The sequence below is a fragment of the Pseudophaeobacter arcticus DSM 23566 genome, from assembly GCF_000473205.1.
Lineage (GTDB): Bacteria > Pseudomonadota > Alphaproteobacteria > Rhodobacterales > Rhodobacteraceae > Pseudophaeobacter > Pseudophaeobacter arcticus.
The window spans coordinates 123,499-141,639 of sequence record NZ_AXBF01000006.1; the positions used below are offsets into that span (position 1 = coordinate 123,499).

The window sequence follows — 18,141 nt, forward strand, 5'->3', positions numbered from 1 at the left end:
ATGGACAGCCTCACCACCGGCAAGTATCGACATGGAATGGTACAGATGACAGACGCAGCCAAGAGAGCAGACGATGATCTGAGCAAGTCGGAGAGAACCCGCGAAGCGATCCTTTCGGCGGCCGCTCGACTTTTTCGGTATGAAGGTTATCACGCGACGACGATGCGCGATATCGCGCAGGAAGCGGGCGTTGAGGCCGGCAGCATATACTACCATTTTCAATCCAAGGATCAGATTCTCACCGAGGTTCTGGAACTTGGTGTGCGTCAGCTCTACGAAACGGTCAGTCAAATCGTTCGGGTTGCAAAGAAGAATCCGGAGGATTTCCGCAGGACTTTCGCATTGCTGATCGAAACCCACCTGACCTACCTGTTGACTGAGAGCGATTTCACCTCGGCCAATATCCGGAACTATCCGATGTTGTCGGATGAAACACGCGCTCCCCACCGTGATCTGCGTGCCTCTTATGCAGCAGCCTGGGGCAATTTCCTGAAAGAAGCAAAACGTAACGGTCACCTTCGACGAGACATATCCATTACTGTGATCCGCCAGTTCATCCTGAGTGCCATGAACTGGACCGTGGAATGGTACGATGTCGAAAAGTATCCGGTGCACATCCTCGCTGAACGTATGAGCAAGCTGATACTTGACGGTATGTGTTTGGATCGCAGAGCTGAAACAGAAGGTCTGAAGCTGACCCCCGCCGCTCCCGTCAATATCCCTGATACCAACGGCAAGGCCGCGAAGACCCGCGCAGAGATCCTGCGAGTGGCGGCGCGCGTTCTGAGGGACAATGGCTACAAGGCGACAACGCTGCGGAAGATCGCTGACGAATCGGACATGAAGGCGGGTAGCGTCTACTACCATTTCAAATCCAAGGAAGCGATCGTGGACGAGGTACTCAACGAAGGGTTAAGCGATCTGCTATCCGGTGTCAGTGCAGCCGTTCAGAAGTTCGATTCCCCATGCGATCATCACACCAGAATAGCAACCGCAATCTGGACGCATCTCGATTTTCTCTTTAAGGCAAGCGAGTTCACCTCAGCGAACATCAGAAGTTATGGGATGCTGCCCAACCACTTTCGGGAAAGGCACCGAGGCATTCGCCACGACTACGGACGACTTTGGGACATGATCCTTCGCGAAGCGCAGCAAGACGGTGCCATAAGGTCGGATATCAAGATCGTTCCTTTGCGCCAGGTGATGTTGGGTGCCTTGAACTGGACGGTAGAGTGGTTCGACCCGAACAAGGCAGGAGTGGAAGGGTATCTCTCACTGCCTGAGTTCTCCGGTATGCTCATCAAGCTTCTGCTGGAAGGAATTTGCAACCGGGAAACCGCCCCGTCCACAGGACAAGGCACGACCTGAAAGCAGTCGCAGTGGTCAGACCAGAAGGAAGTGATACAGCCCTTCCGCAACCGCCTTTTCCCGGTCCGTCTGCCAGGTGATCACGCTGACGCTCGCCATCCGCTTGCCCTTGCGCGTCACGTTGGCGCGGGCAAAAAGCGGGCCCTTCACGCCAGGTCGGAGGTAATCGACGGTCAGGTTAATCGGCTTGGCCGGGACATCCGCGAAGTCGGGCTGTACCGCGATCGCGGCCGTGGCTTCCATGAAACTCGCGATGATTCCGCCATGGTAGTACTCCATGACAGGGTTACCGATATGGCGGTCATCAAAGGTCATTTCAGCCTCGGCATGAAGGTTGTCCAAGCTTCGGATCTCAAAATTGAGAAATCGGAAGAACGGCACCCTGGATACATTGGCATTGGCAGTTTGCACATCCATCACGAGGTTTTTCCTTTAGTCATCGCATCAAACAGGTCAGTGCCGCCGCGCGTCAAAGCAAACGAGGCGGTTCCACGGGCTATTTCAGCATTCTCATGGCCCTCGAACCAGACGCTGCCGGAATTGAAGGCAATATGGCGGGTCTTCCGAAAACAATGCGCGCGAACGATGACATCCGCGCGCGAATAGGCGGGGCGCAGGTAATCAACTCTGAGGTCGAGAGTGGCCATGGTGCTGACGCCCTCGATTGCCACAAAGTTTGCCAGTCCGAAGACACTGTCCAGGAGAGCCGTCAGGATACCACCATGAAGCAGGGTCTGGTCCGCATCGACGCAAAAATCCGGATTAAACGGCATCCGAACCCGAACACCTTCGCTCGAAACCTCTTCGATCTCAAGCGCCATATGCGTAATCAGGCCCTTGCCGCGCGCATTCCACATTTGCGCGATTTGCTCCATCTTCTTCTTGGTGATGTCAGACATGCGATCTTTCCTTTAACGCCCAGTGAAGTTGGGTTTTCGTTTCTCGATGAAAGCAGCAACCGCCTCGTGGTGGTCTTCGGTCTGATGCATGAGTGCCTGATAGGCCGCCGCGGAATTCAGGAAATCCGGTAGGTCCATCCGTTCGGCATTGCGCATCAGACGTTTGGCGACCCGCACCGCGCGCGGTGGTTTCGCTGCGATGACGGCGGCCCGCTCGCGGGCCCGTTCCATCAATTTTTCATGGGGCACAAGTTCAAGCACCATGCCAAGCTCCAGCGCCTCTTCGGCCTCGACCATGCGCCCCGAGAAGGTCAGATCGGCGGCCATCTGGTGGCCCAGACGACGCAACAGGAACCAGCTGCCTGCATCGCCCGGAATGATCCCGAGATTCAGAAACACCTCGCCGAACTTTGCTTTCTCCGAGGCGATGCGCATGTCGCACATCATGGTCAGGTCGCACCCCGCGCCGACCGCGGGTCCGTTGACCGCGGCGATCGTCGGAACATCCAGGTTATAGAGCGCCTGTGGCAGGCGCTGCACCCCATCGACATAGCTCTGCGCCGCCGCAAGCGGCTCCTTGCGGAAGACGCTGTCGGGGTCGTTCATCTCCTTGATGTCGCCGCCGGCACAAAAGGCCGGGTCGGCGCCGGTCAGGATCATGACGCTGACTTGCGGGTCTGCCTGCACCTTGGCGAATGTGTCCAAAAGAGCGGCGATCATTTCATTACCGGTGATCGGGTTGCGACGCTCGGGATCGTTCAGCGTGACCGTGGCGATCCTGTCGGAAATGTCCAAAAGGACGGGTTGCTTACTCATTCTTTCCATCTCCGCGTTCGCGTTTTTCGAACATGTCGGGATTGATCATGTCGCGGGCATCGTGGCCCATATGCAGGGTTTCCCCACCGTCCACATAGATATCTTCGCCGGTGATGAAATTCCCCAGATCGGACGCAAGGAAGATAATCGTCCCAGCGATGTCCTCGGCCATACCCATCCGGTTCAGGACCGAGCGGTTAAGCTCTTTCCATCGATCCGGTGAAATGGGGTAGCGGCCAAGCGCCTCGGTCTTGATCGTGCCCGGCGCGACACAGTTCAGACGGATGCCATACTCGCCCCATTCGGCGGCCAGCGTCTTCATCATGCCGGTCACACCGGCGCGCGCGGCGACGGTGTGTGTAAAGCCGCTGAGCGCGGTGCGCGCCGAGATGGCGGTGACAAACACGACCGATCCACCGTTGTCATACATGAAGTGATCGGCGGCGGCGCGGGTCATCTGCCATGACCCGATCAGGTTGTTGCGGATCACGGCTTCGAAGCCCTTGTTGGTGATATCGCGGGCGGCCGCGATATACTGGCCGCCGGCATTGTTCACCAGAACGTCGAGCTGTCCGTAGTGGTCCTTGATGCGTCCCATCGCGGCTTCGATACTGTCCTCGTCGCGGGTATCGCCGGGCACCACAAACGCCTCGCCCCCCGCAGCCCGGATCATCTCGGCGGTCTCCTCCAGCGGCTCTTCCCGGCGCGCAAACAGCGCAAGTCTGGCCCCGCAAGAGGCCATTTCAAGCGCCGTCGCCCGGCCCATACCTGATCCGGATCCCGTGACCAGGGCAACCTGTCCCGCCATGAGGTCCGCTGCGTAACGTCTTGATTTTTCTTCGCTCATGTTCAGCCCCCTTAGTTTTTCAGAAGTTCGCCAGAGATGATGAGCTTGCGCACCTCCTGGGTGCCCGCGCCGACCTCGAGCACGCGACCGGTACGGTAGAGCCGGTTCACTTCGGTATCGCGCATATAGCCCGAACCGCCGTGAATCTGGACGGCCTTGTCCAGCACGAAGGATGTCGCCTCGGCGGCCTTGTAGATTGCCGCAGCGGTGAGCTTGTGGATCTCGCCACGCCCGCCTTCGCCCTCTTCAAGGCCCTCACACATGGCCGCGGTACGCAAGGACAGGCTGCGCGCCGCCTCGATCTGGGTGTACATGTCGGCCAGCATCGCCTGCACCATCTGGAAACTGGCGATCGGCTTGCCGAATTGCTGCCGTGTCTTGGCGTAGTCGATGGAAATATCCAGCGCCCGCTGCGCAATGCCCATTGCGTTGAAGCAGACGATGGCACGTTCCAGATCCAGCCCGGACATCGTCACGGCAACGCCGCCATCCAGTTTGCCGACCATATTCTTGGCCGGAACGCGGCAATCTTCGAACACCAGTTCCCCGGTGGGCGAGCCACGGAAGCCCATCTTGTTGAGCTTCTGGGCAACCTTGAAACCTGGCGTGTCGGTTTCAACGATGAAGGCGGAAATTCCCTTGGCCCCTTTTTCCGGCGAGGTCTTGGCATAGACCAGGACCAGATCGGCAATCGGTCCGTTGGTGATGTAGATCTTGGAACCGTTCAGGATGTAGTCGTCTCCATCCTTTTTGGCCGTGGTCCGCATCGAACCGAGCGCGTCAGACCCCGCGCCGGGTTCGGTCAGACCCAGGGCGCCGATCAGCGTGCCGTCGCAAAGGCCCGGCAGATACTTGCGGCGCAGGTCGTCACTGGCGTTGCGATAGATGTTGTTGACGCACAAGTTGTCGTGGGCCACATGGGTTAGCCCGATGGCGGCAGAGGACCGCGAAAGCTGTTCGGTGATGATACAGGCCGAGGTAAAATCCAGCCCCGCACCGCCGAATTCAGGCGGCACGTTCAGGCCCAGATAGCCCATCTCGCCAAGCTTGGGAAAGACCGAAGGCGGCAGGTCATCAGTGTCGTCCATTTCCGCATTCAGATGGTGAAACTCGGACATGAAGAACTTGCCGGCCTGATCGGCCAGAGCCTGTTGCTCCTCCGTCATGAAATGTGTTGGCAAAGCGGTGTCGTTGCGAAGTTGCTTGTTCATGGTTTCGTCCCCCCCTCAGGCGCGCAGAAGTTCTTCGGCAATGATGATCTTGCGGACTTCGCTTGTGCCCGCGCCGATTTCCAACAACTTGTTGGCGCGGAACAACCGGTTGATCTCGGTGTCCTGCATGTAGCCAGAGCCACCATGGATATGGCAGGCTTCGGTCACCGCCTTGTTGAATGCCTCGCCGGCGTACAGACAGGCCGCCGCAGTCAGTTTGTGAATTTCGCCGCGGCCTCCGGCCCCTTTTGGCAGGCCCGTACAGGCGGCCAGCGCTCGATACCCGAAGGCGCGCGCCGTCTCGACCTCGATGTAGATCTCGGCCAGTTTCGACTGCATCATCTGGAAACTTGCGATCGGCTTGCCGAACTGTTCGCGAATTTTGGCGTATTCCAGACCCAGTTCCAGCGCGCGTTCGGCCATGCCAACGCAGACTGAGGCAACCATAGCACGCTCCAGATCCAGCCCGCTCATTACCACCGAAACGCCGGTGTTTTCCTCACCCACCATGGCGGATGCGGGCACGCGGCAATCTTCGAACACCAACTCTCCGGTCGGAGAGCCTCGGAAGCCCATTTTATCGAGCTTTTGCGCCACCTTGAAGCCGGGATTGTCGGTCTCAATGATGAAGGCGGAAATGCCCTTGGCGCCCTTCGATTTGTCGGTCTTTGCGTAAAGCAGAATCACGTCGGCAATCGGGCCGTTGGTGATGTAGATCTTAGAGCCGTTGATGACGTAGTCATCACCGTCACGGCGCGCGGTGGTCGCCATGGACCCAAGCGCATCGGATCCCGCACCCGGTTCGGTCAGACCCAGAGCACCGACAAGCTCGCCCGAGCAAAGGCCCGGTACGTATTTCTTTACCTGCTCTTCGGACCCGTTGCGCAGCAGGTTGTTCAGGCACAGGTTGTCATGCGCGCCATGCGACAACCCCACAGCCGGGTTCCATTTCGAGATCACCTCGGACACCAGCGCCTGGGTGAATTCATCTTGTCCCGATCCGCCCAGCTCCTCGGGAGCGGTGATTCCCAGCAGGCCCAGCTCACCCATTTGCTTGAACAGGTCTTCGGGCCACCATTCTTCCTCGTCCATGCGCGCCTGCAACGGGTGCAGTACCTCGCGCGACACACGATCCACGTGATCGACAATCTGGCGTTGCTCGTCGGTCAACGAATAGTTTGCCCTGATGGCTTCCAGGTCAGCCGCGATAGCCTCACTTTGAGTCGTCATATCATCCTCCCGAGAAATGTCGTTTGTGGTGTTGACCAAAATCAAACACATGTTAGAAAATAGATCAAGCCAAGCTTTTTGCGACCTGACGTTAGAAGGCACGGCGCACAAACTATTTTGGGGGAGCTTCGGAAATGGGTGAGAGCGTTGTTCAATCGCAGATGCGTGGCGACGAAGTTCGTATCACGATTCGACGTCCTGAGAATCGAAATGCCCTAAACCGTGAAGTCGCAGACGGGATCATGGCCGCCATATATGCTGCCGAGAAGGACAGCGATTGCCGTGTGATCGTTCTGACCGGCGAGGGAGATCGCGCCTTCTGCGCCGGCGGCGACATCAAGGCGGGTGCGGACGGTGGTCCGTTCGTTCAGGATCCGGCCGATCCTGATCATTTCGCCGGAAGGTTGTTCGAAACGATACAGGCCTGCCGAAAGCCGACGATCGCGCGTGTCAACGGCGTCGCGATGGGGGCAGGGGCGGGCATTATCTGTGCCTGCGATCTGGCTGTGATGGCGGACCACGCCCGCATCGGAACGCCGGAAGTGAAGGTGGGTTTGTTTCCCATGACGATCGTACCACCGATGATGCGTGTTTTGCCTCGGCGGAGGCTGATGGAGATGTTCATCACCGGCGTTCCTCTGACGGCCGAGGAAGCCCTGCAATTCAATCTGGTCAACTATGTGACCGATGCCGCAGGGTTGGACGACAAGGTTGCAGAACTGGTTGCCCAGATTGCTGCGCAGTCGCCGAGCGCGATCCGGCTGGGAAAATACGCCTGTCACGCGATGGAGGACATGACCTATCCGCAGCAAATGCGGTTTGCAGAAACACTTTTACCGCGAGTAGCACAGACCGAAGACGCGCGCGAAGGCTTTGATGCCTTCATTGCGAAGCGCAAACCTGAATGGACAGGCCGCTAAACAAGCGGGGAGGAGAAGCATATGTCAGATCGAAAACTGCGCATCGGATGCGCATCGGGATTCTGGGGCGACACGCCTGAAGCGATCGGTCAACTGGTCTCCAAGGGCGAGATCAACTATCTGGTGTTCGACTATCTGGCCGAGGTGACAATGTCGCTGATGGCGCGTGCCCGCGCAAAGACGCCCGAGGCGGGTTATGCGCCGGATTTCGTCAAGGCGCTGGTTCCGTGGCTGCCTGAAATCAAACGTCAGGGCATCAAGGTCGTTACCAATGCCGGGGGCGTGAACCCGCGCGGCTGCCGCGATGCGCTTGCCAAAGCCGCCGCCGAGGTCGGGATCGATTTGTCCATCGGAGTCGTGCTGGGCGATGATTTGTCGGCGCGGGCCGACGACATCCGCGCCGCCGGCCAGACGGAGATGTTCTCGGATGTCGCGTTTCCGGGCGACATCTGGAGCATGAACGCCTATCTGGGTGCCCGCCCCATCGCGGCCGCGCTGGATGCCGGGGCCGACATCGTAATCACGGGGCGCTGCGCCGACAGCGCGGTCGCGCTTGGCCCCCTGATGCACGAATACGGCTGGGGCGATGACGACTGGGACAAGCTCAGCCAGGGATCACTGGCCGGCCACCTGATCGAATGCGGCCCCCAGGGAACGGGCGGCAACTTTACCGACTGGCAGGACGTGCCGGGGTGGGACAATATGGGGATGCCCATCGTCGAGGTGTCGGAAGACGGCAGTTTCGTCATGACCAAGACGCCTGACACCGGCGGGCTGGTCGTGCCGGGATCGGTCGGAGAGCAGATGCTCTATGAAATCGGTGATCCGCGCGCTTACCTGTTGCCCGACGTGACCTGCGACTGGTCCGGGGTTACCCTTGAACAGGTCGGACCCGATCGGGTGTTGGTCAAGGGCGGCAAGGGTCTCGGGCGCACCGACAGCTACAAGGTGTCGGCGACCCATGCCGATGGCTGGCGCGCGGTCTCTACCCTGACACTGGCCGCGATTGATGCCCCCGCCAAGGCCGAGCGCGTGGCCGAGGCGATCCTGACCCGCTGCCGCCGAATTTTCCGCGACCGCAACATGGGCGATTTCCGGCAGGTTAGCGTCGAAGTGCTGGGCGCCGAGGCCGCCTATGGCGCCAACGCCCGCGCCCTGACGCGCGAAGTGGTGCTCAAGATCGGCGCGGTCCATGATGATCGCGCCGCGCTGAACATCTTTGCCGGAGAAATCGCACCCATGGCGATTTCGACCGCGCAGGGTCTGACCGGGTTCTTCGCCGGACGGCCAAAGGTACAGCCGGTGGTCCGTCTGTTCTCCTTCCTTCAGGACAAGGCCGACACCCCCGTCGCGGTTGAGGTTGATGGCAAGGATGTGCCCGTCACAGTGGCCACCAAACCTGTGCAACTTGATCCGCCTGCCGCGCCGCCCACAGATAGCCGCGCGCCCGGTCCGGACGCGGTCAAGGTGCGCCTCGTCGACCTGGCGTGGGGCCGTTCGGGCGACAAGGGCGATATCGCCAACATCGGCATCCTTGCGCGCAAGCCGGAGTATCTGCCCTATATCCGGTCGGCCCTGACCGAAGACACGGTGAAAGCCTATTTCGCCCACCTGTGTGACGGCGCGGTCGAACGCTTTGATTTGCCCGGAAGCCATGCGCTGAACTTCCTGCTGCATGAATCGCTGGGCGGGGGCGGCATCGCCTCGGTCCGCATCGATCCGCAAGGCAAAGGGTTTGCGCAGATGCTGCTTGATATTGAAATTCCTGTGCCGGTCGATCTGGCCGCGCGCGACGGGCTGAACGCCTCGGACCGGAACTAAAAGGACAATACCATGACCATTTCAAAACTCCTGGTCGCCAATCGGGGTGAAATCGCGGCGCGCGTTTTGCGTACTGCCAAGGCCCGCGGCCTTGCGACGGCTGTGTTGCGCCACGTCGCTGAACAAGAGGGGCCGGCCCATCTGATCGCAGACGAGATTGTGATGATCGACGGCCCGACGCCTGTGGCCGCCTATCTCGATATTCCGCAGATCGTCGATGCCGCAAAAAAGATCGGCGCTGATGCGGTGCATCCCGGCTATGGCTTTTTGTCCGAGAATGCGGCCTTCGTCGCGGCGCTGGAAGAGGCCGGTGTGACATTTGTCGGCCCGACGTCCGAGACCATCGACCTGATGGGCGACAAGATCCGTGCGCGCGCCTTTGTTGAAGAGCGCGGCTTTCCGGTGGCGCCTTCGGCCATCGAGGATGACGATCCGGCGACGTTTGTCGAACGCGCCCGCGCCGTTGGCTATCCGCTACTCATCAAACCCTCGGCCGGAGGCGGCGGCAAGGGCATGCGCGTCGTGCGCGAGGATAGCACGTTGGAGACCGAAATCGAAACCGCGCGCCGCGAAGGCCAGCGGTATTTCGGCGACGGTCGTCTGTTCGTCGAATGCTATATCGAACGTCCGCGCCATATCGAGGTGCAGGTGATGGGCGACGGGCAAGGCAACGTGGTCCATTTCTGGGAACGCGAATGCTCGATCCAGCGCCGGTTCCAGAAGATTATCGAGGAAACGCCGTCACCGGCGCTGACCCCAGAACAGCGGGACGAGATATGTGAAACCGCTGCGGGGATTGCCCGCGCCGTCAAATACCGCGGGGCAGGGACCGTCGAATTCATTTATGCGCAGGACGGGGCCTTTTACTTCCTCGAAATGAACACCCGCCTTCAGGTCGAACATCCGGTGACCGAACTGGTGACTGGCTTCGATCTGGTCGCCGAGCAACTGCGCATCGCTGCAGGCGAGGGGCTGAGCGCGACGCAGGCGAATATTCCCCAGACTGGCCATTCAATCGAACTACGCATCTGTGCCGAGGACGCGACGGCCGATTTCCGCCCCTCGATCGGGGATCTCCTGCTGCTGGATGAACCCTCCGGCCCCGGCGTGCGCGTGGACAGCGGCATTCTGGACGGCGGCAAGGTGACCACCGATTTCGACCCGATGCTGTCTAAGCTGATCGTGCATGGCCGCGACCGCGTGGAGGCCATCGCCCGTGCGCGGCAAGCGGTGCAAAACTATGTGGTTCTCGGGGTGACGACCAACACCGGATACCTAGATGCAATCCTTGCACATCCAGATTTTGCCTCGGGCGATGTTTCAACCGGCTTCCTAGCTGAACAATCCGAAACGCTGACTGCACCGGGGGAAGATATCTCTGACCTGCTGATGGCGGCGGCGGCCCTGTCAGACGAACGGCTGGTGAGCGACGTAATGCAAATACCGGAAATGCACCGCAAGATGGGCGGGTGGAGAAACTGATGCAACGGATTTTTCAGATCGACGGAGTAGAGACTGATTGCTGGCTGGGTCATGATGGCAGCCGGTTCGTGCTCAATACCCCCACTGGCGCTGTTGCCTGCCAATTGGACCCGACGGGTCTGCCGGGCGGTTACAAGCTGCGGGCCAAGGGTGTTGTGCGCGAATTGCGACTGGCCGTGGGGCCGGAAGCAACTTTTATGCACATGGACGGGCGAACCTACGAAGTCGGGCGGGTTGATCCCGCCGAACGCCTGGCCGGAAGCGACGGTGGCGCGAGCGACGACCGATTGGTGGCGCCCATGCCGGGTGTCGTGGTGTCAGTTGCGGTTAAACCCGGCGATGCGGTTGAAGAAGGCCAGCCGCTTCTGGTGATCGAAAGCATGAAGTTGGAAACCACACTGACGGCGCCGCGCGACGGGGTCGTTGCCGAAATGCCATTCGCCGAAGGCGACAGTTTCGGTCTGAAAGACATCTTGGCCCAATTGGCTCCGGAGGAGGAGTGACCATGCGCAGAATTGAAAGTCAGATCGACACCAATGCCGCCGACTACAAGGCAAATTATGCCGCCATGTCCGAACGGCTGAAGGAATTTCACGCCCGCCAGCACGCTGCACGCTATGAGCGCCCGCAGCGCGACTTTGACCGCCTTGCCCGCCAGAACAAACTGGGCGTGCGCGAGCGGCTGGAATTGTTGCTGGACCCCGGCACGCCGTTCCTGGAGTTTTCGACCCTCGCGGCCTGTCGTGAATATGACGGCGCGGTGCCCGGCGCAGGTGTGGTTACGGGGATCGGCATCGTGCAAGGCCGCGAGGTCGCCATCCACGCCAACGATGCCAGCGTCAAGGGCGGTGCCTGGTATCCGCATACCGTGAAAAAGATCGTGCGCCTTCTGGATGTCGCCTTGGAAAACCGCCTGCCGGTCATCCATATCTGCGACAGCGCGGGCGGATTCCTGCCGCTGCAGCACGGGGTGTTTCCCGACCGGTATCTGGGCGGGCGGGTGTTCCGCAACCAGGTCAAGCTGAGCCAGGCCAATATCCCGCAGATTGCCGTGGTTGGCGGACACTGTACGGCTGGCGGCGCCTATGTGCCGACGCTGAGCGACTACAACATCATCATCGAAGGCACAGGCGCGATTTTTCTTGGCGGTCCGCCGCTGGTCAAGGCGGCCACCGGCGAAGAGGTCGGTGTTCAGGAGCTTGGCGGCGCGGTCATGCACACCTCGGTCTCGGGCACGGGCGATTATCGCGCCGCGACCGAACAGCATGCCTTTTCACTGGCGCGCGAAATTGTCAGCCAGTGGAAGCGCACACCGAAAACGATCATCGAAACCGCATCTTTTGAGGAACCGTATTACGACCCTAAAGAACTCTACGGGATCATTCCGAAGGACCGGAAAACCCAGTTCGACATGCGCGAGGTTCTGGCCCGGATCGTGGACGGATCGCGGTTCCACGAATATCAGCCGGACTATGGCACCACGATGGTGTGCGGCTTTGCCCATATCTGGGGCTACAAGGTCGGCATTCTTGCCAACAACGGGGTGCTGTTCAACGACAGTTCTCTGAAGGCAGCGCATTTCATGCAGCTGTGCAATCAGAACCGCACGCCTCTGGTCTTCTTCCAGAACATCACCGGCTATATGGTGGGCCGCGAATACGAAGAACGCGGCATCGCCAAGGACGGCGCCAAGATGCTGATGGCACAGGGTGGCTCGGTCGTGCCGAAGTTCACCGTGATCGCCAATGCCTCTTACGGGGCAGGCAATTACGGCATGTGCGGGCGGGCCTGGGATGCGCGCACGTTATTCATGTGGCCCCAGGCCGAGATCGGCGTGATGGGTGCGGATCAGGCCGCCAATACTATGGCTGACGTCAAGATCCGGCAGCTTCAGCGCGAAGGCAAGGAATTGACCGAAGAAGAAATCGCCGCGATCCGCGAACCGGTGCTGGAAAAATACAAGCGCGATGTCGAGGCTTATACCTCGACCTCGGAATTGTGGGACGACGGCATCCTCGATCCGGCGGACACACGCAACGCGCTTGGCATGTCGATTTCCGCCTCGCTCAATGCACCGATCGAGGAACCACACTACGGGATCTTCCGGCTGTAAAGGCTTGAGGGACGGCACACCGGGTCGGGGAGTGCCGTTCCGCATCAAGGCGCTTCCAACTGGCGCTTTCGAAAGCTGAAGTAGTCCTGACCGGTCCGGTTCCCGGACAGGTCAGGACGATGTCTGCCGCGCCTCCTGAATCGAAACGACGTCAGAGGCCGCCATGCCGGGCCGGTCTGCCTCGACCGCCTTCAGCGGCTCGACCGGCGTCAATCCGGCCAGACAATCGCGCGCAAGTTGCTGGTATTCCGCGGTGCCGCGCGTTTTCCACGCGATTTCTTTCTCGCTGACCTCGCGGATCACCTTTGCCGGCGATCCCACCACCATCGAACGCGACGGAATCACGGTTTCGCCACGCACAAACGCCTGCGCGCCGACAATCGATTCCGCCCCAAGCTCTACACCATCCATAATGACGGAATTCATTCCGACCAGAGCGTTCCGGCCCACCGTGCAACCGTGCAGGATCGCGCCATGGCCGATGTGGCCGTCGCTTTCCACCACGGCGTCGCGGCCGGGAAAGGAATGGATGATGCAATTGTCCTGAACATTGGCTCCATCCCCGATCACGATCCTGCCGAAATCGCCCCGCAAGCTTGCCCCGGGGCCGATGTAGCATCCATGACCCAGGATGACATTCCCGATCAGAACGGCCTGAGGGTGGACATATGTATCCTCGGGCACGACGGGTATAAAACCCTTGAACTCATAACAGTATGCCATTCCGACCACCTTTCGTAAGCTGAGTGCTAAACGCTTGTCGGCGGTTGCGCCGGGACCAGAATCCCTCAATTGTGCCGCCGATCAGGGCGTGTGGCCCGAAATCAAACACAAGTTAGAAAATAGCGCAAGCTCCCTACGTCACAGCTTGGCGATATTGACACTTCCCAAGGTTAGAATTAAAAATCTAACAAATGGTAGAAAATAGACTGGCGGACCGATTAGGGTGGCCTGACCGAACTTGGGAGAGAGAGAAATGACAGACAAAGCCTATGTTGCAGGCGTTGGGATGGTCCCGTTCCAGAAGCCGGGAAAATCCGAAAGCTACGATGTGATGGCGACCGCTGCGACCCGGTCCGCTCTGGCTGACGCGGGGTTGGATTATGATAAAGTCCAACAGGCCTATGTTGGCTATGTCTATGGCGACAGCACCTGCGGTCAGCGCGCCCTGTACCATGTCGGAATGACAGGCATCCCGGTTCTGAATGTGAACAACAACTGCTCGACCGGATCGTCCGCCCTGTTCCTGGCCAGGCAGGCAGTTGAAAGCGGCGCGGTCGAATGTGCTCTGGCACTAGGGTTCGAACAGATGCAGCCCGGCGCAATCGGTGCGATGTTCCATGACCGGGTCAGCCCCTTTGCGGCATTCGACAGAGAAACCGACGAACTGGTTGGCAGTGCCGAGATCCCGCTGGCGCTGCGGTACTTCGGCGGTGCGGGCAAGGCGCATATGGACGAGTTCGGCACCCCCCTGGAAACCTTCGCAAAAATCCGCGCCAAGGCCAGCCGACATGCTGCGAAGAATCCGGTTGCCCTGTTCCGGCAGGAGGTGACGGCGGAAGACGTCATGGCCACCCAGGTCGTCTGGCCCGGCATCATGACCAAGCTCATGGCCTGTCCGCCAACCTGTGGCGCGGCCGCCGCGATCATTTGTTCCAAGGAATTCGCCGACAAGCACGGACTGGACAGTTCGGTTCGGATCGCGGCGCAGGCCATGACGACGGACGGCCCGGAAACTTTCGAAGCCCATGACATGCGCGAAGTGGTCGGCTTTTCGATGGCCAAGCGCGCCGCCGATCAGGTTTACGAGGACGCGGGCATCGGGCCCGAGGACGTGGATGTGGTCGAACTGCACGACTGTTTCGCCCACAACGAGCTGATCACCTATGAGGCGCTTGGCCTTTGCGGTCGCGGCGAAGCGGCGAAATTCGTTGATGATGGCGACAACACCTACGGCGGAAAATACGTGACCAACCCGTCGGGCGGTCTATTGTCCAAAGGCCATCCGCTTGGGGCGACCGGCCTAGCGCAATGTACCGAGCTCGTTCAGCAGCTTCGCGGCCAGGCAGATGCGCGCCAGGTTGATGGCGCACGTCTGGCGCTTCAGCACAATCTGGGCCTCGGCGGGGCCTGCGTCACCACGCTTTATGAAAAAGCCTGATAGCGACTTTCGGGAGGAATCAATATGACTGGAAAACTCGACGGGCGCGTGGCGCTGGTCTCGGGCTCGGGCCGGGGCATTGGCCGCGAAATCGCTCTCAAACTGGCCTCGGAAGGGGCCCGGCTGGTGATCAACGATCTGGATGCGGATCCGGCCAATGAAACCGCCGAGGCGGTACGCGCAACGGGAGCCGAGGCCGTGGTCTGTGCCGGCAGCGTCACCGAAGACGGTTTTGCCGAACGGTTCATCAAGACCGGCATGGACAGCTTTGGCGGGCTGGACATCATCGTGAACAATGCGGGCTATACTTGGGACAGCGTCGTTCAGAAAATGACCGACGAACAATGGCAGGCGATCATCGACGTTCACCTGACGGCCCCCTTCAGGATCCTGCGCGCCGCGCAGCCGGTGATCAGCGCCAAGGCCAAGGAAGAGGCCGCCGCCGGACAGGAAGTGTTCCGCAAGGTGGTCAACATCTCGTCCATCGCAGGGACCGGCGGCAATGCTGGCCAGATCAACTATTCCGCCGCCAAGGCCGGCATTCTGGGTGTCACCCGGACGATGGCCAAGGAATGGGGCCGCTACAAGGTCAACGTCAATGCCGTGGCTTTCGGCCCGATCCGCACCCGCCTGACCGAGGGCAGCGCCGACGGAGACAGCACGATCCAGGTCGAGGAAAAAGAGATCAAGGTCGGCGTGAATCCCGATCTCCTGTCCCAGATGGAGCACATGATCCCGCTGGGCCGGGTCGGCACTCCGGAAGAAGCTGCCGGTGCTGTCTATCTGTTCTGTGCGCCGGAATCGAACTTCATTTCAGGCCAACACATCATCTGCGGTGGCGGTTTCGTGATCTAAGGCATTTGCCCGGACCCCGTCATCGGGCCCGGGCAAGCACATTAATGTCTGGGCGGCCTCTTGGCGGTCGCCAATGCGGAATTTTCCGCAGACTCTAGTCTGGCACGATCACGACGATTTACTCACTTGGGCTATTAACCTAACAGGCGTTAGTTAGGCGTTGGGGCGATACGAAAGTCTATGGCACAAAACACGGCAATCAAAGTCAACGAGACATCGCGCAGCGCGGTTGGACGGGACGGGGTGCTGGACATTGCCGCGCGGCTTTTCCGCGAACAAGGCTACGGGTCCGTTTCGCTCCGAAAAATTGCCGAGGCCGCCGGGATCAAGGCGGGTAGCATATACTATCATTTCGGTTCCAAGGACGAGATCGTCGCGGCCGTTCTTGATGCAGGGATTCGGGTCGTTCACGCGAGTATGAGAGACGCCATCACCGACCTGCCAGCCGATACCGATGGCGAAACGATCCTGCGCTCTGCGATCCGGGCGCATTTGCGCGCGCTTCTTGATGTGAGCGATTATACATCGGCGAATGTGCGTATTTTCGGGCAGGTGCCGCAATCCGTCCGGGATGCCAACTTGCCCACGCGCAGGACCTATGAGGCTGAGTGGGACAGTCTTCTGTCCCAGCTTAAGAAAGATGGCACGCTGAAGCAAGACGTCGATATCCGTCGCCTGCGCCTGATGCTGATCGGTACATTGAACGCCACGCTCGATTGGTTCGACCCGGACCGCGGTAGCGCCGATGCGTTGTCACGCACCTATGCCGATGTGTTCCTCAACGGGATACTCCAAAGACAGGATACCTGACTTCATGGCACGTCTTGAAACAGCGGTGCTGACCGCATCAGAGACCTACACCCGCAACCACGCCGCACAAAGCGAGCGCGTCGAAACGCTGCGCGCGCGGATCGCCGAAGCAACGGCTGGCGGCCGCCCCGACATGGTCGCGCGGCATCGCAAGCGCAGCAAGCTGTTGGTTCGCGAACGGATCGACCTGCTGGTAGATACGGGCACTGCGTTTCTTGAGCTGTCGTCGCTTGCCGCCTACGGTCAATACGGGGGCGAGGTGCCCGGTGCGGGAATCGTGACCGGTATCGGGATCGTCCACGGGCTTCCCTGCGTTGTGATCGCCAACGATGCGACAGTGAAGGGTGGGTCTTTCTATCACGAAACCGTGCAGAAACACATCCGCGCCCAGGAAATCGCAGCCGAGAACCGGCTGCCCTGCCTCTATCTGGTGGATTGCGGCGGTGCCTATCTGCCAGAGCAGGACCGGGTTTTCCCCGATGCCCGCCATTTCGGCAATTCCTTTTATCGTCAAACCAACATGTCCGCGAGCGGCCTGCCGCAGATCGCGGCGGTCTTTGGAGGCTGCACGGCCGGTGGGGCCTATATCCCGGCCCTGTCGGACGAAGTCATCATGGTACGCGGCAACGCACGCATCCATCTGGGCGGCCCCTCGATCGTCAAGGTGGCGATCAACGAAGAGGTTGATGGAGAAACATTGGGGGGGGCCGAGATGCATTCGCGCGTCTCCGGTGTGTCTGACCATCTGGCCGAGGACGAGTATCATGCGCTTGCTCTGATGCGCGACATCGTATCCGAACTGGGCCTGTCGCGCCCGATGGGTCCCGATGCAACCTGCGCGCCGCCGGCGCGCAACCCAGAGGAACTGCTTGGCGTCATCAGCGCCGATCGCAAACAGCCCTATGACATGCGCGAGGTTCTACTGCGCATGATCGACGCCGGCGAATTCCGCGAATTCAAGCCCGGATGGGGTGAGACGCTGGTCTGCGGCACCGCGCGGATTCACGGCTATCGAGTGGGCATTCTCGCAAATAATGGGGCGCTTGTGTCCGACAGTTCGCTCAAGGGCGCGCAATTCGTGTCGATGTGCGATCAACGCAACATCCCGCTTTTGTTCCTCCACAACATCTCGGGCTTCATGGTCGGCACCGAAGCCGAGCGCGGCGGCATTGCCAAAGACAGTGCCAAGCTGGTCTATGCCATGTCGGTTGCCAAGGTGCCGCGCCTGTCGGTCCTCTTGGGCGGCTCATACGGGGCAGGCAACTACGGCATGTGCGGACGTGGTTTCGCCCCGAATTTTCTCTTTGCCTGGCCCACGGCGGAACTGGCCACCATGTCTGCCGACATCGCTACAAATGTGATGCTGGAACTGCGCCGCCAGAAAGGGGGCGACCCGGGCAAGATGGAGGCCGACATGAAGCTGATCGAGGAGCAGGTTCGGGCCCAGTATGGTGAACAGTCCGATCCCTATTATGCCACCTCGCGGCTTTGGGATGACGGGCTGATCGAACCCGCGCAAACCCGCGATATCCTTGGCCTGTGCCTGGCCATCGTGACATCGGTGCCCGAAGCCGGTCGCCATACGCCTGTATTCAGAATGTGAGGCTT

At 60.1% G+C, this 18,141-nt stretch carries 17 protein-coding genes; 10 read left to right on the plus strand and 7 right to left on the minus strand.

The genetic code is table 11. The features are described from left to right. Complete coding sequence (locus ARCT_RS0103100) at window positions 1-1,368, plus strand: TetR/AcrR family transcriptional regulator (protein ID WP_027238767.1); 1,368 nt, start codon at window positions 1-3, stop codon at window positions 1,366-1,368. Between the two features lie 15 nt (window positions 1,369-1,383). Here the strand turns inward: ARCT_RS0103100 and ARCT_RS0103105 are convergent, their stop codons facing one another. Genes ARCT_RS0103105 through ARCT_RS0103130 form a run of 6 tightly spaced genes read right to left on the minus strand, consistent with a single transcriptional unit; the run spans window position 1,384 to window position 6,371 of the window. Continuing rightward, complete coding sequence (locus ARCT_RS0103105) at window positions 1,384-1,785, minus strand: PaaI family thioesterase (protein ID WP_027238768.1); 402 nt, start codon at window positions 1,783-1,785, stop codon at window positions 1,384-1,386. Continuing rightward, window positions 1,785-2,267 (minus strand): PaaI family thioesterase, encoded by a 483-nt coding sequence (locus ARCT_RS0103110; protein WP_027238769.1) that lies wholly within the window; start codon window positions 2,265-2,267, stop codon window positions 1,785-1,787. The genes ARCT_RS0103105 and ARCT_RS0103110 overlap by 1 nt, the downstream gene beginning before the upstream one ends. A gap of 12 nt (window positions 2,268-2,279) precedes the next feature. Then, the gene (locus ARCT_RS0103115) at window positions 2,280-3,083 is read right to left on the minus strand and encodes an enoyl-CoA hydratase-related protein (protein ID WP_027238770.1); all 804 of its coding nucleotides are present in this window, start codon (window positions 3,081-3,083) and stop codon (window positions 2,280-2,282) included. Further along, a complete protein-coding gene (locus tag ARCT_RS0103120; RefSeq protein ID WP_027238771.1) occupies window positions 3,076-3,930 on the minus strand; it encodes an SDR family NAD(P)-dependent oxidoreductase in 855 nt (284 codons plus the stop codon). Before ARCT_RS0103120 ends, ARCT_RS0103115 begins: the two co-directional genes overlap by 8 nt. Before the next feature lie 11 nt (window positions 3,931-3,941). Then, window positions 3,942-5,141, minus strand: coding sequence for an acyl-CoA dehydrogenase family protein (locus tag ARCT_RS0103125; RefSeq protein ID WP_027238772.1), 1,200 nt, complete (start codon window positions 5,139-5,141; stop codon window positions 3,942-3,944). Window positions 5,142-5,156: 15 nt separating this feature from the next. Then, a complete protein-coding gene (locus ARCT_RS0103130) occupies window positions 5,157-6,371 on the minus strand; it encodes an acyl-CoA dehydrogenase family protein (protein ID WP_051360508.1) in 1,215 nt (404 codons plus the stop codon). 134 nt (window positions 6,372-6,505) lie between these two features. Here ARCT_RS0103130 and ARCT_RS0103135 point away from each other — a divergent pair, with 134 nt between their 5' ends. Genes ARCT_RS0103135 through ARCT_RS0103155 form a run of 5 tightly spaced genes read left to right on the plus strand, consistent with a single transcriptional unit; the run spans window position 6,506 to window position 12,707 of the window. Then, window positions 6,506-7,291 (plus strand): enoyl-CoA hydratase-related protein, encoded by a 786-nt coding sequence (locus ARCT_RS0103135; protein WP_027238774.1) that lies wholly within the window; start codon window positions 6,506-6,508, stop codon window positions 7,289-7,291. A 21-nt stretch (window positions 7,292-7,312) separates the two neighbouring features. Next, window positions 7,313-9,112, plus strand: a complete 1,800-nt coding sequence (locus ARCT_RS0103140) for an acyclic terpene utilization AtuA family protein (protein WP_027238775.1) — start codon at window positions 7,313-7,315, stop codon at window positions 9,110-9,112. A gap of 12 nt (window positions 9,113-9,124) precedes the next feature. Further along, window positions 9,125-10,594: an acetyl-CoA carboxylase biotin carboxylase subunit gene (locus ARCT_RS0103145; RefSeq protein ID WP_027238776.1), complete on the plus strand. Its 1,470-nt coding sequence runs from the start codon at window positions 9,125-9,127 to the stop codon at window positions 10,592-10,594. Then, entirely contained in the window at window positions 10,594-11,097 is a 504-nt protein-coding gene (locus ARCT_RS0103150; protein ID WP_234994802.1) for an acetyl-CoA carboxylase biotin carboxyl carrier protein subunit, read from the plus strand. Before ARCT_RS0103145 ends, ARCT_RS0103150 begins: the two co-directional genes overlap by 1 nt. 2 nt (window positions 11,098-11,099) lie before the next feature. Then, window positions 11,100-12,707: an acyl-CoA carboxylase subunit beta gene (locus ARCT_RS0103155; protein ID WP_027238778.1), complete on the plus strand. Its 1,608-nt coding sequence runs from the start codon at window positions 11,100-11,102 to the stop codon at window positions 12,705-12,707. A 111-nt stretch (window positions 12,708-12,818) separates the two neighbouring features. On the opposite strand, the gene ARCT_RS0103160 is transcribed toward ARCT_RS0103155, so the two are convergent. After that, window positions 12,819-13,430 carry an acyltransferase gene (locus tag ARCT_RS0103160; protein WP_027238779.1) on the minus strand — a complete coding sequence of 204 codons (612 nt, stop codon included), beginning with the start codon at window positions 13,428-13,430 and terminating at the stop codon, window positions 12,819-12,821. A gap of 253 nt (window positions 13,431-13,683) precedes the next feature. Between ARCT_RS0103160 and ARCT_RS0103165 the strand changes: the two genes are divergently transcribed. From ARCT_RS0103165 to ARCT_RS0103180, 4 genes are all read left to right on the plus strand, one after another. Beyond that, on the plus strand, window positions 13,684-14,868 hold the full coding sequence (locus tag ARCT_RS0103165) for a lipid-transfer protein (protein ID WP_027238780.1): 1,185 nt from the start codon (window positions 13,684-13,686) through the stop codon (window positions 14,866-14,868). Between the two features lie 24 nt (window positions 14,869-14,892). Further along, entirely contained in the window at window positions 14,893-15,723 is an 831-nt protein-coding gene (locus ARCT_RS0103170; protein WP_027238781.1) for an SDR family NAD(P)-dependent oxidoreductase, read from the plus strand. 180 nt (window positions 15,724-15,903) lie between these two features. Continuing rightward, window positions 15,904-16,533 carry a TetR/AcrR family transcriptional regulator gene (locus ARCT_RS0103175; protein ID WP_027238782.1) on the plus strand — a complete coding sequence of 210 codons (630 nt, stop codon included), beginning with the start codon at window positions 15,904-15,906 and terminating at the stop codon, window positions 16,531-16,533. Window positions 16,534-16,537: 4 nt separating this feature from the next. After that, window positions 16,538-18,136 carry an acyl-CoA carboxylase subunit beta gene (locus ARCT_RS0103180; protein ID WP_027238783.1) on the plus strand — a complete coding sequence of 533 codons (1,599 nt, stop codon included), beginning with the start codon at window positions 16,538-16,540 and terminating at the stop codon, window positions 18,134-18,136. The last annotated feature ends 5 nt before the right edge of the window (window positions 18,137-18,141 follow it).

Coding starts and splice junctions, on each gene's coding strand:
- ARCT_RS0103100 (WP_027238767.1), top strand. CDS start 1: ATGGACAGCCTCACCACCGGCAAGTATCGACATGGAATGGTACAGATG.
- ARCT_RS0103105 (WP_027238768.1), bottom strand. CDS start 1,785: ATGGATGTGCAAACTGCCAATGCCAATGTATCCAGGGTGCCGTTCTTC.
- ARCT_RS0103110 (WP_027238769.1), bottom strand. CDS start 2,267: ATGTCTGACATCACCAAGAAGAAGATGGAGCAAATCGCGCAAATGTGG.
- ARCT_RS0103115 (WP_027238770.1), bottom strand. CDS start 3,083: ATGAGTAAGCAACCCGTCCTTTTGGACATTTCCGACAGGATCGCCACG.
- ARCT_RS0103120 (WP_027238771.1), bottom strand. CDS start 3,930: ATGAGCGAAGAAAAATCAAGACGTTACGCAGCGGACCTCATGGCGGGA.
- ARCT_RS0103125 (WP_027238772.1), bottom strand. CDS start 5,141: ATGAACAAGCAACTTCGCAACGACACCGCTTTGCCAACACATTTCATG.
- ARCT_RS0103130 (WP_051360508.1), bottom strand. CDS start 6,371: ATGACGACTCAAAGTGAGGCTATCGCGGCTGACCTGGAAGCCATCAGG.
- ARCT_RS0103135 (WP_027238774.1), top strand. CDS start 6,506: ATGGGTGAGAGCGTTGTTCAATCGCAGATGCGTGGCGACGAAGTTCGT.
- ARCT_RS0103140 (WP_027238775.1), top strand. CDS start 7,313: ATGTCAGATCGAAAACTGCGCATCGGATGCGCATCGGGATTCTGGGGC.
- ARCT_RS0103145 (WP_027238776.1), top strand. CDS start 9,125: ATGACCATTTCAAAACTCCTGGTCGCCAATCGGGGTGAAATCGCGGCG.
- ARCT_RS0103150 (WP_234994802.1), top strand. CDS start 10,594: ATGCAACGGATTTTTCAGATCGACGGAGTAGAGACTGATTGCTGGCTG.
- ARCT_RS0103155 (WP_027238778.1), top strand. CDS start 11,100: ATGCGCAGAATTGAAAGTCAGATCGACACCAATGCCGCCGACTACAAG.
- ARCT_RS0103160 (WP_027238779.1), bottom strand. CDS start 13,430: ATGGCATACTGTTATGAGTTCAAGGGTTTTATACCCGTCGTGCCCGAG.
- ARCT_RS0103165 (WP_027238780.1), top strand. CDS start 13,684: ATGACAGACAAAGCCTATGTTGCAGGCGTTGGGATGGTCCCGTTCCAG.
- ARCT_RS0103170 (WP_027238781.1), top strand. CDS start 14,893: ATGACTGGAAAACTCGACGGGCGCGTGGCGCTGGTCTCGGGCTCGGGC.
- ARCT_RS0103175 (WP_027238782.1), top strand. CDS start 15,904: ATGGCACAAAACACGGCAATCAAAGTCAACGAGACATCGCGCAGCGCG.
- ARCT_RS0103180 (WP_027238783.1), top strand. CDS start 16,538: ATGGCACGTCTTGAAACAGCGGTGCTGACCGCATCAGAGACCTACACC.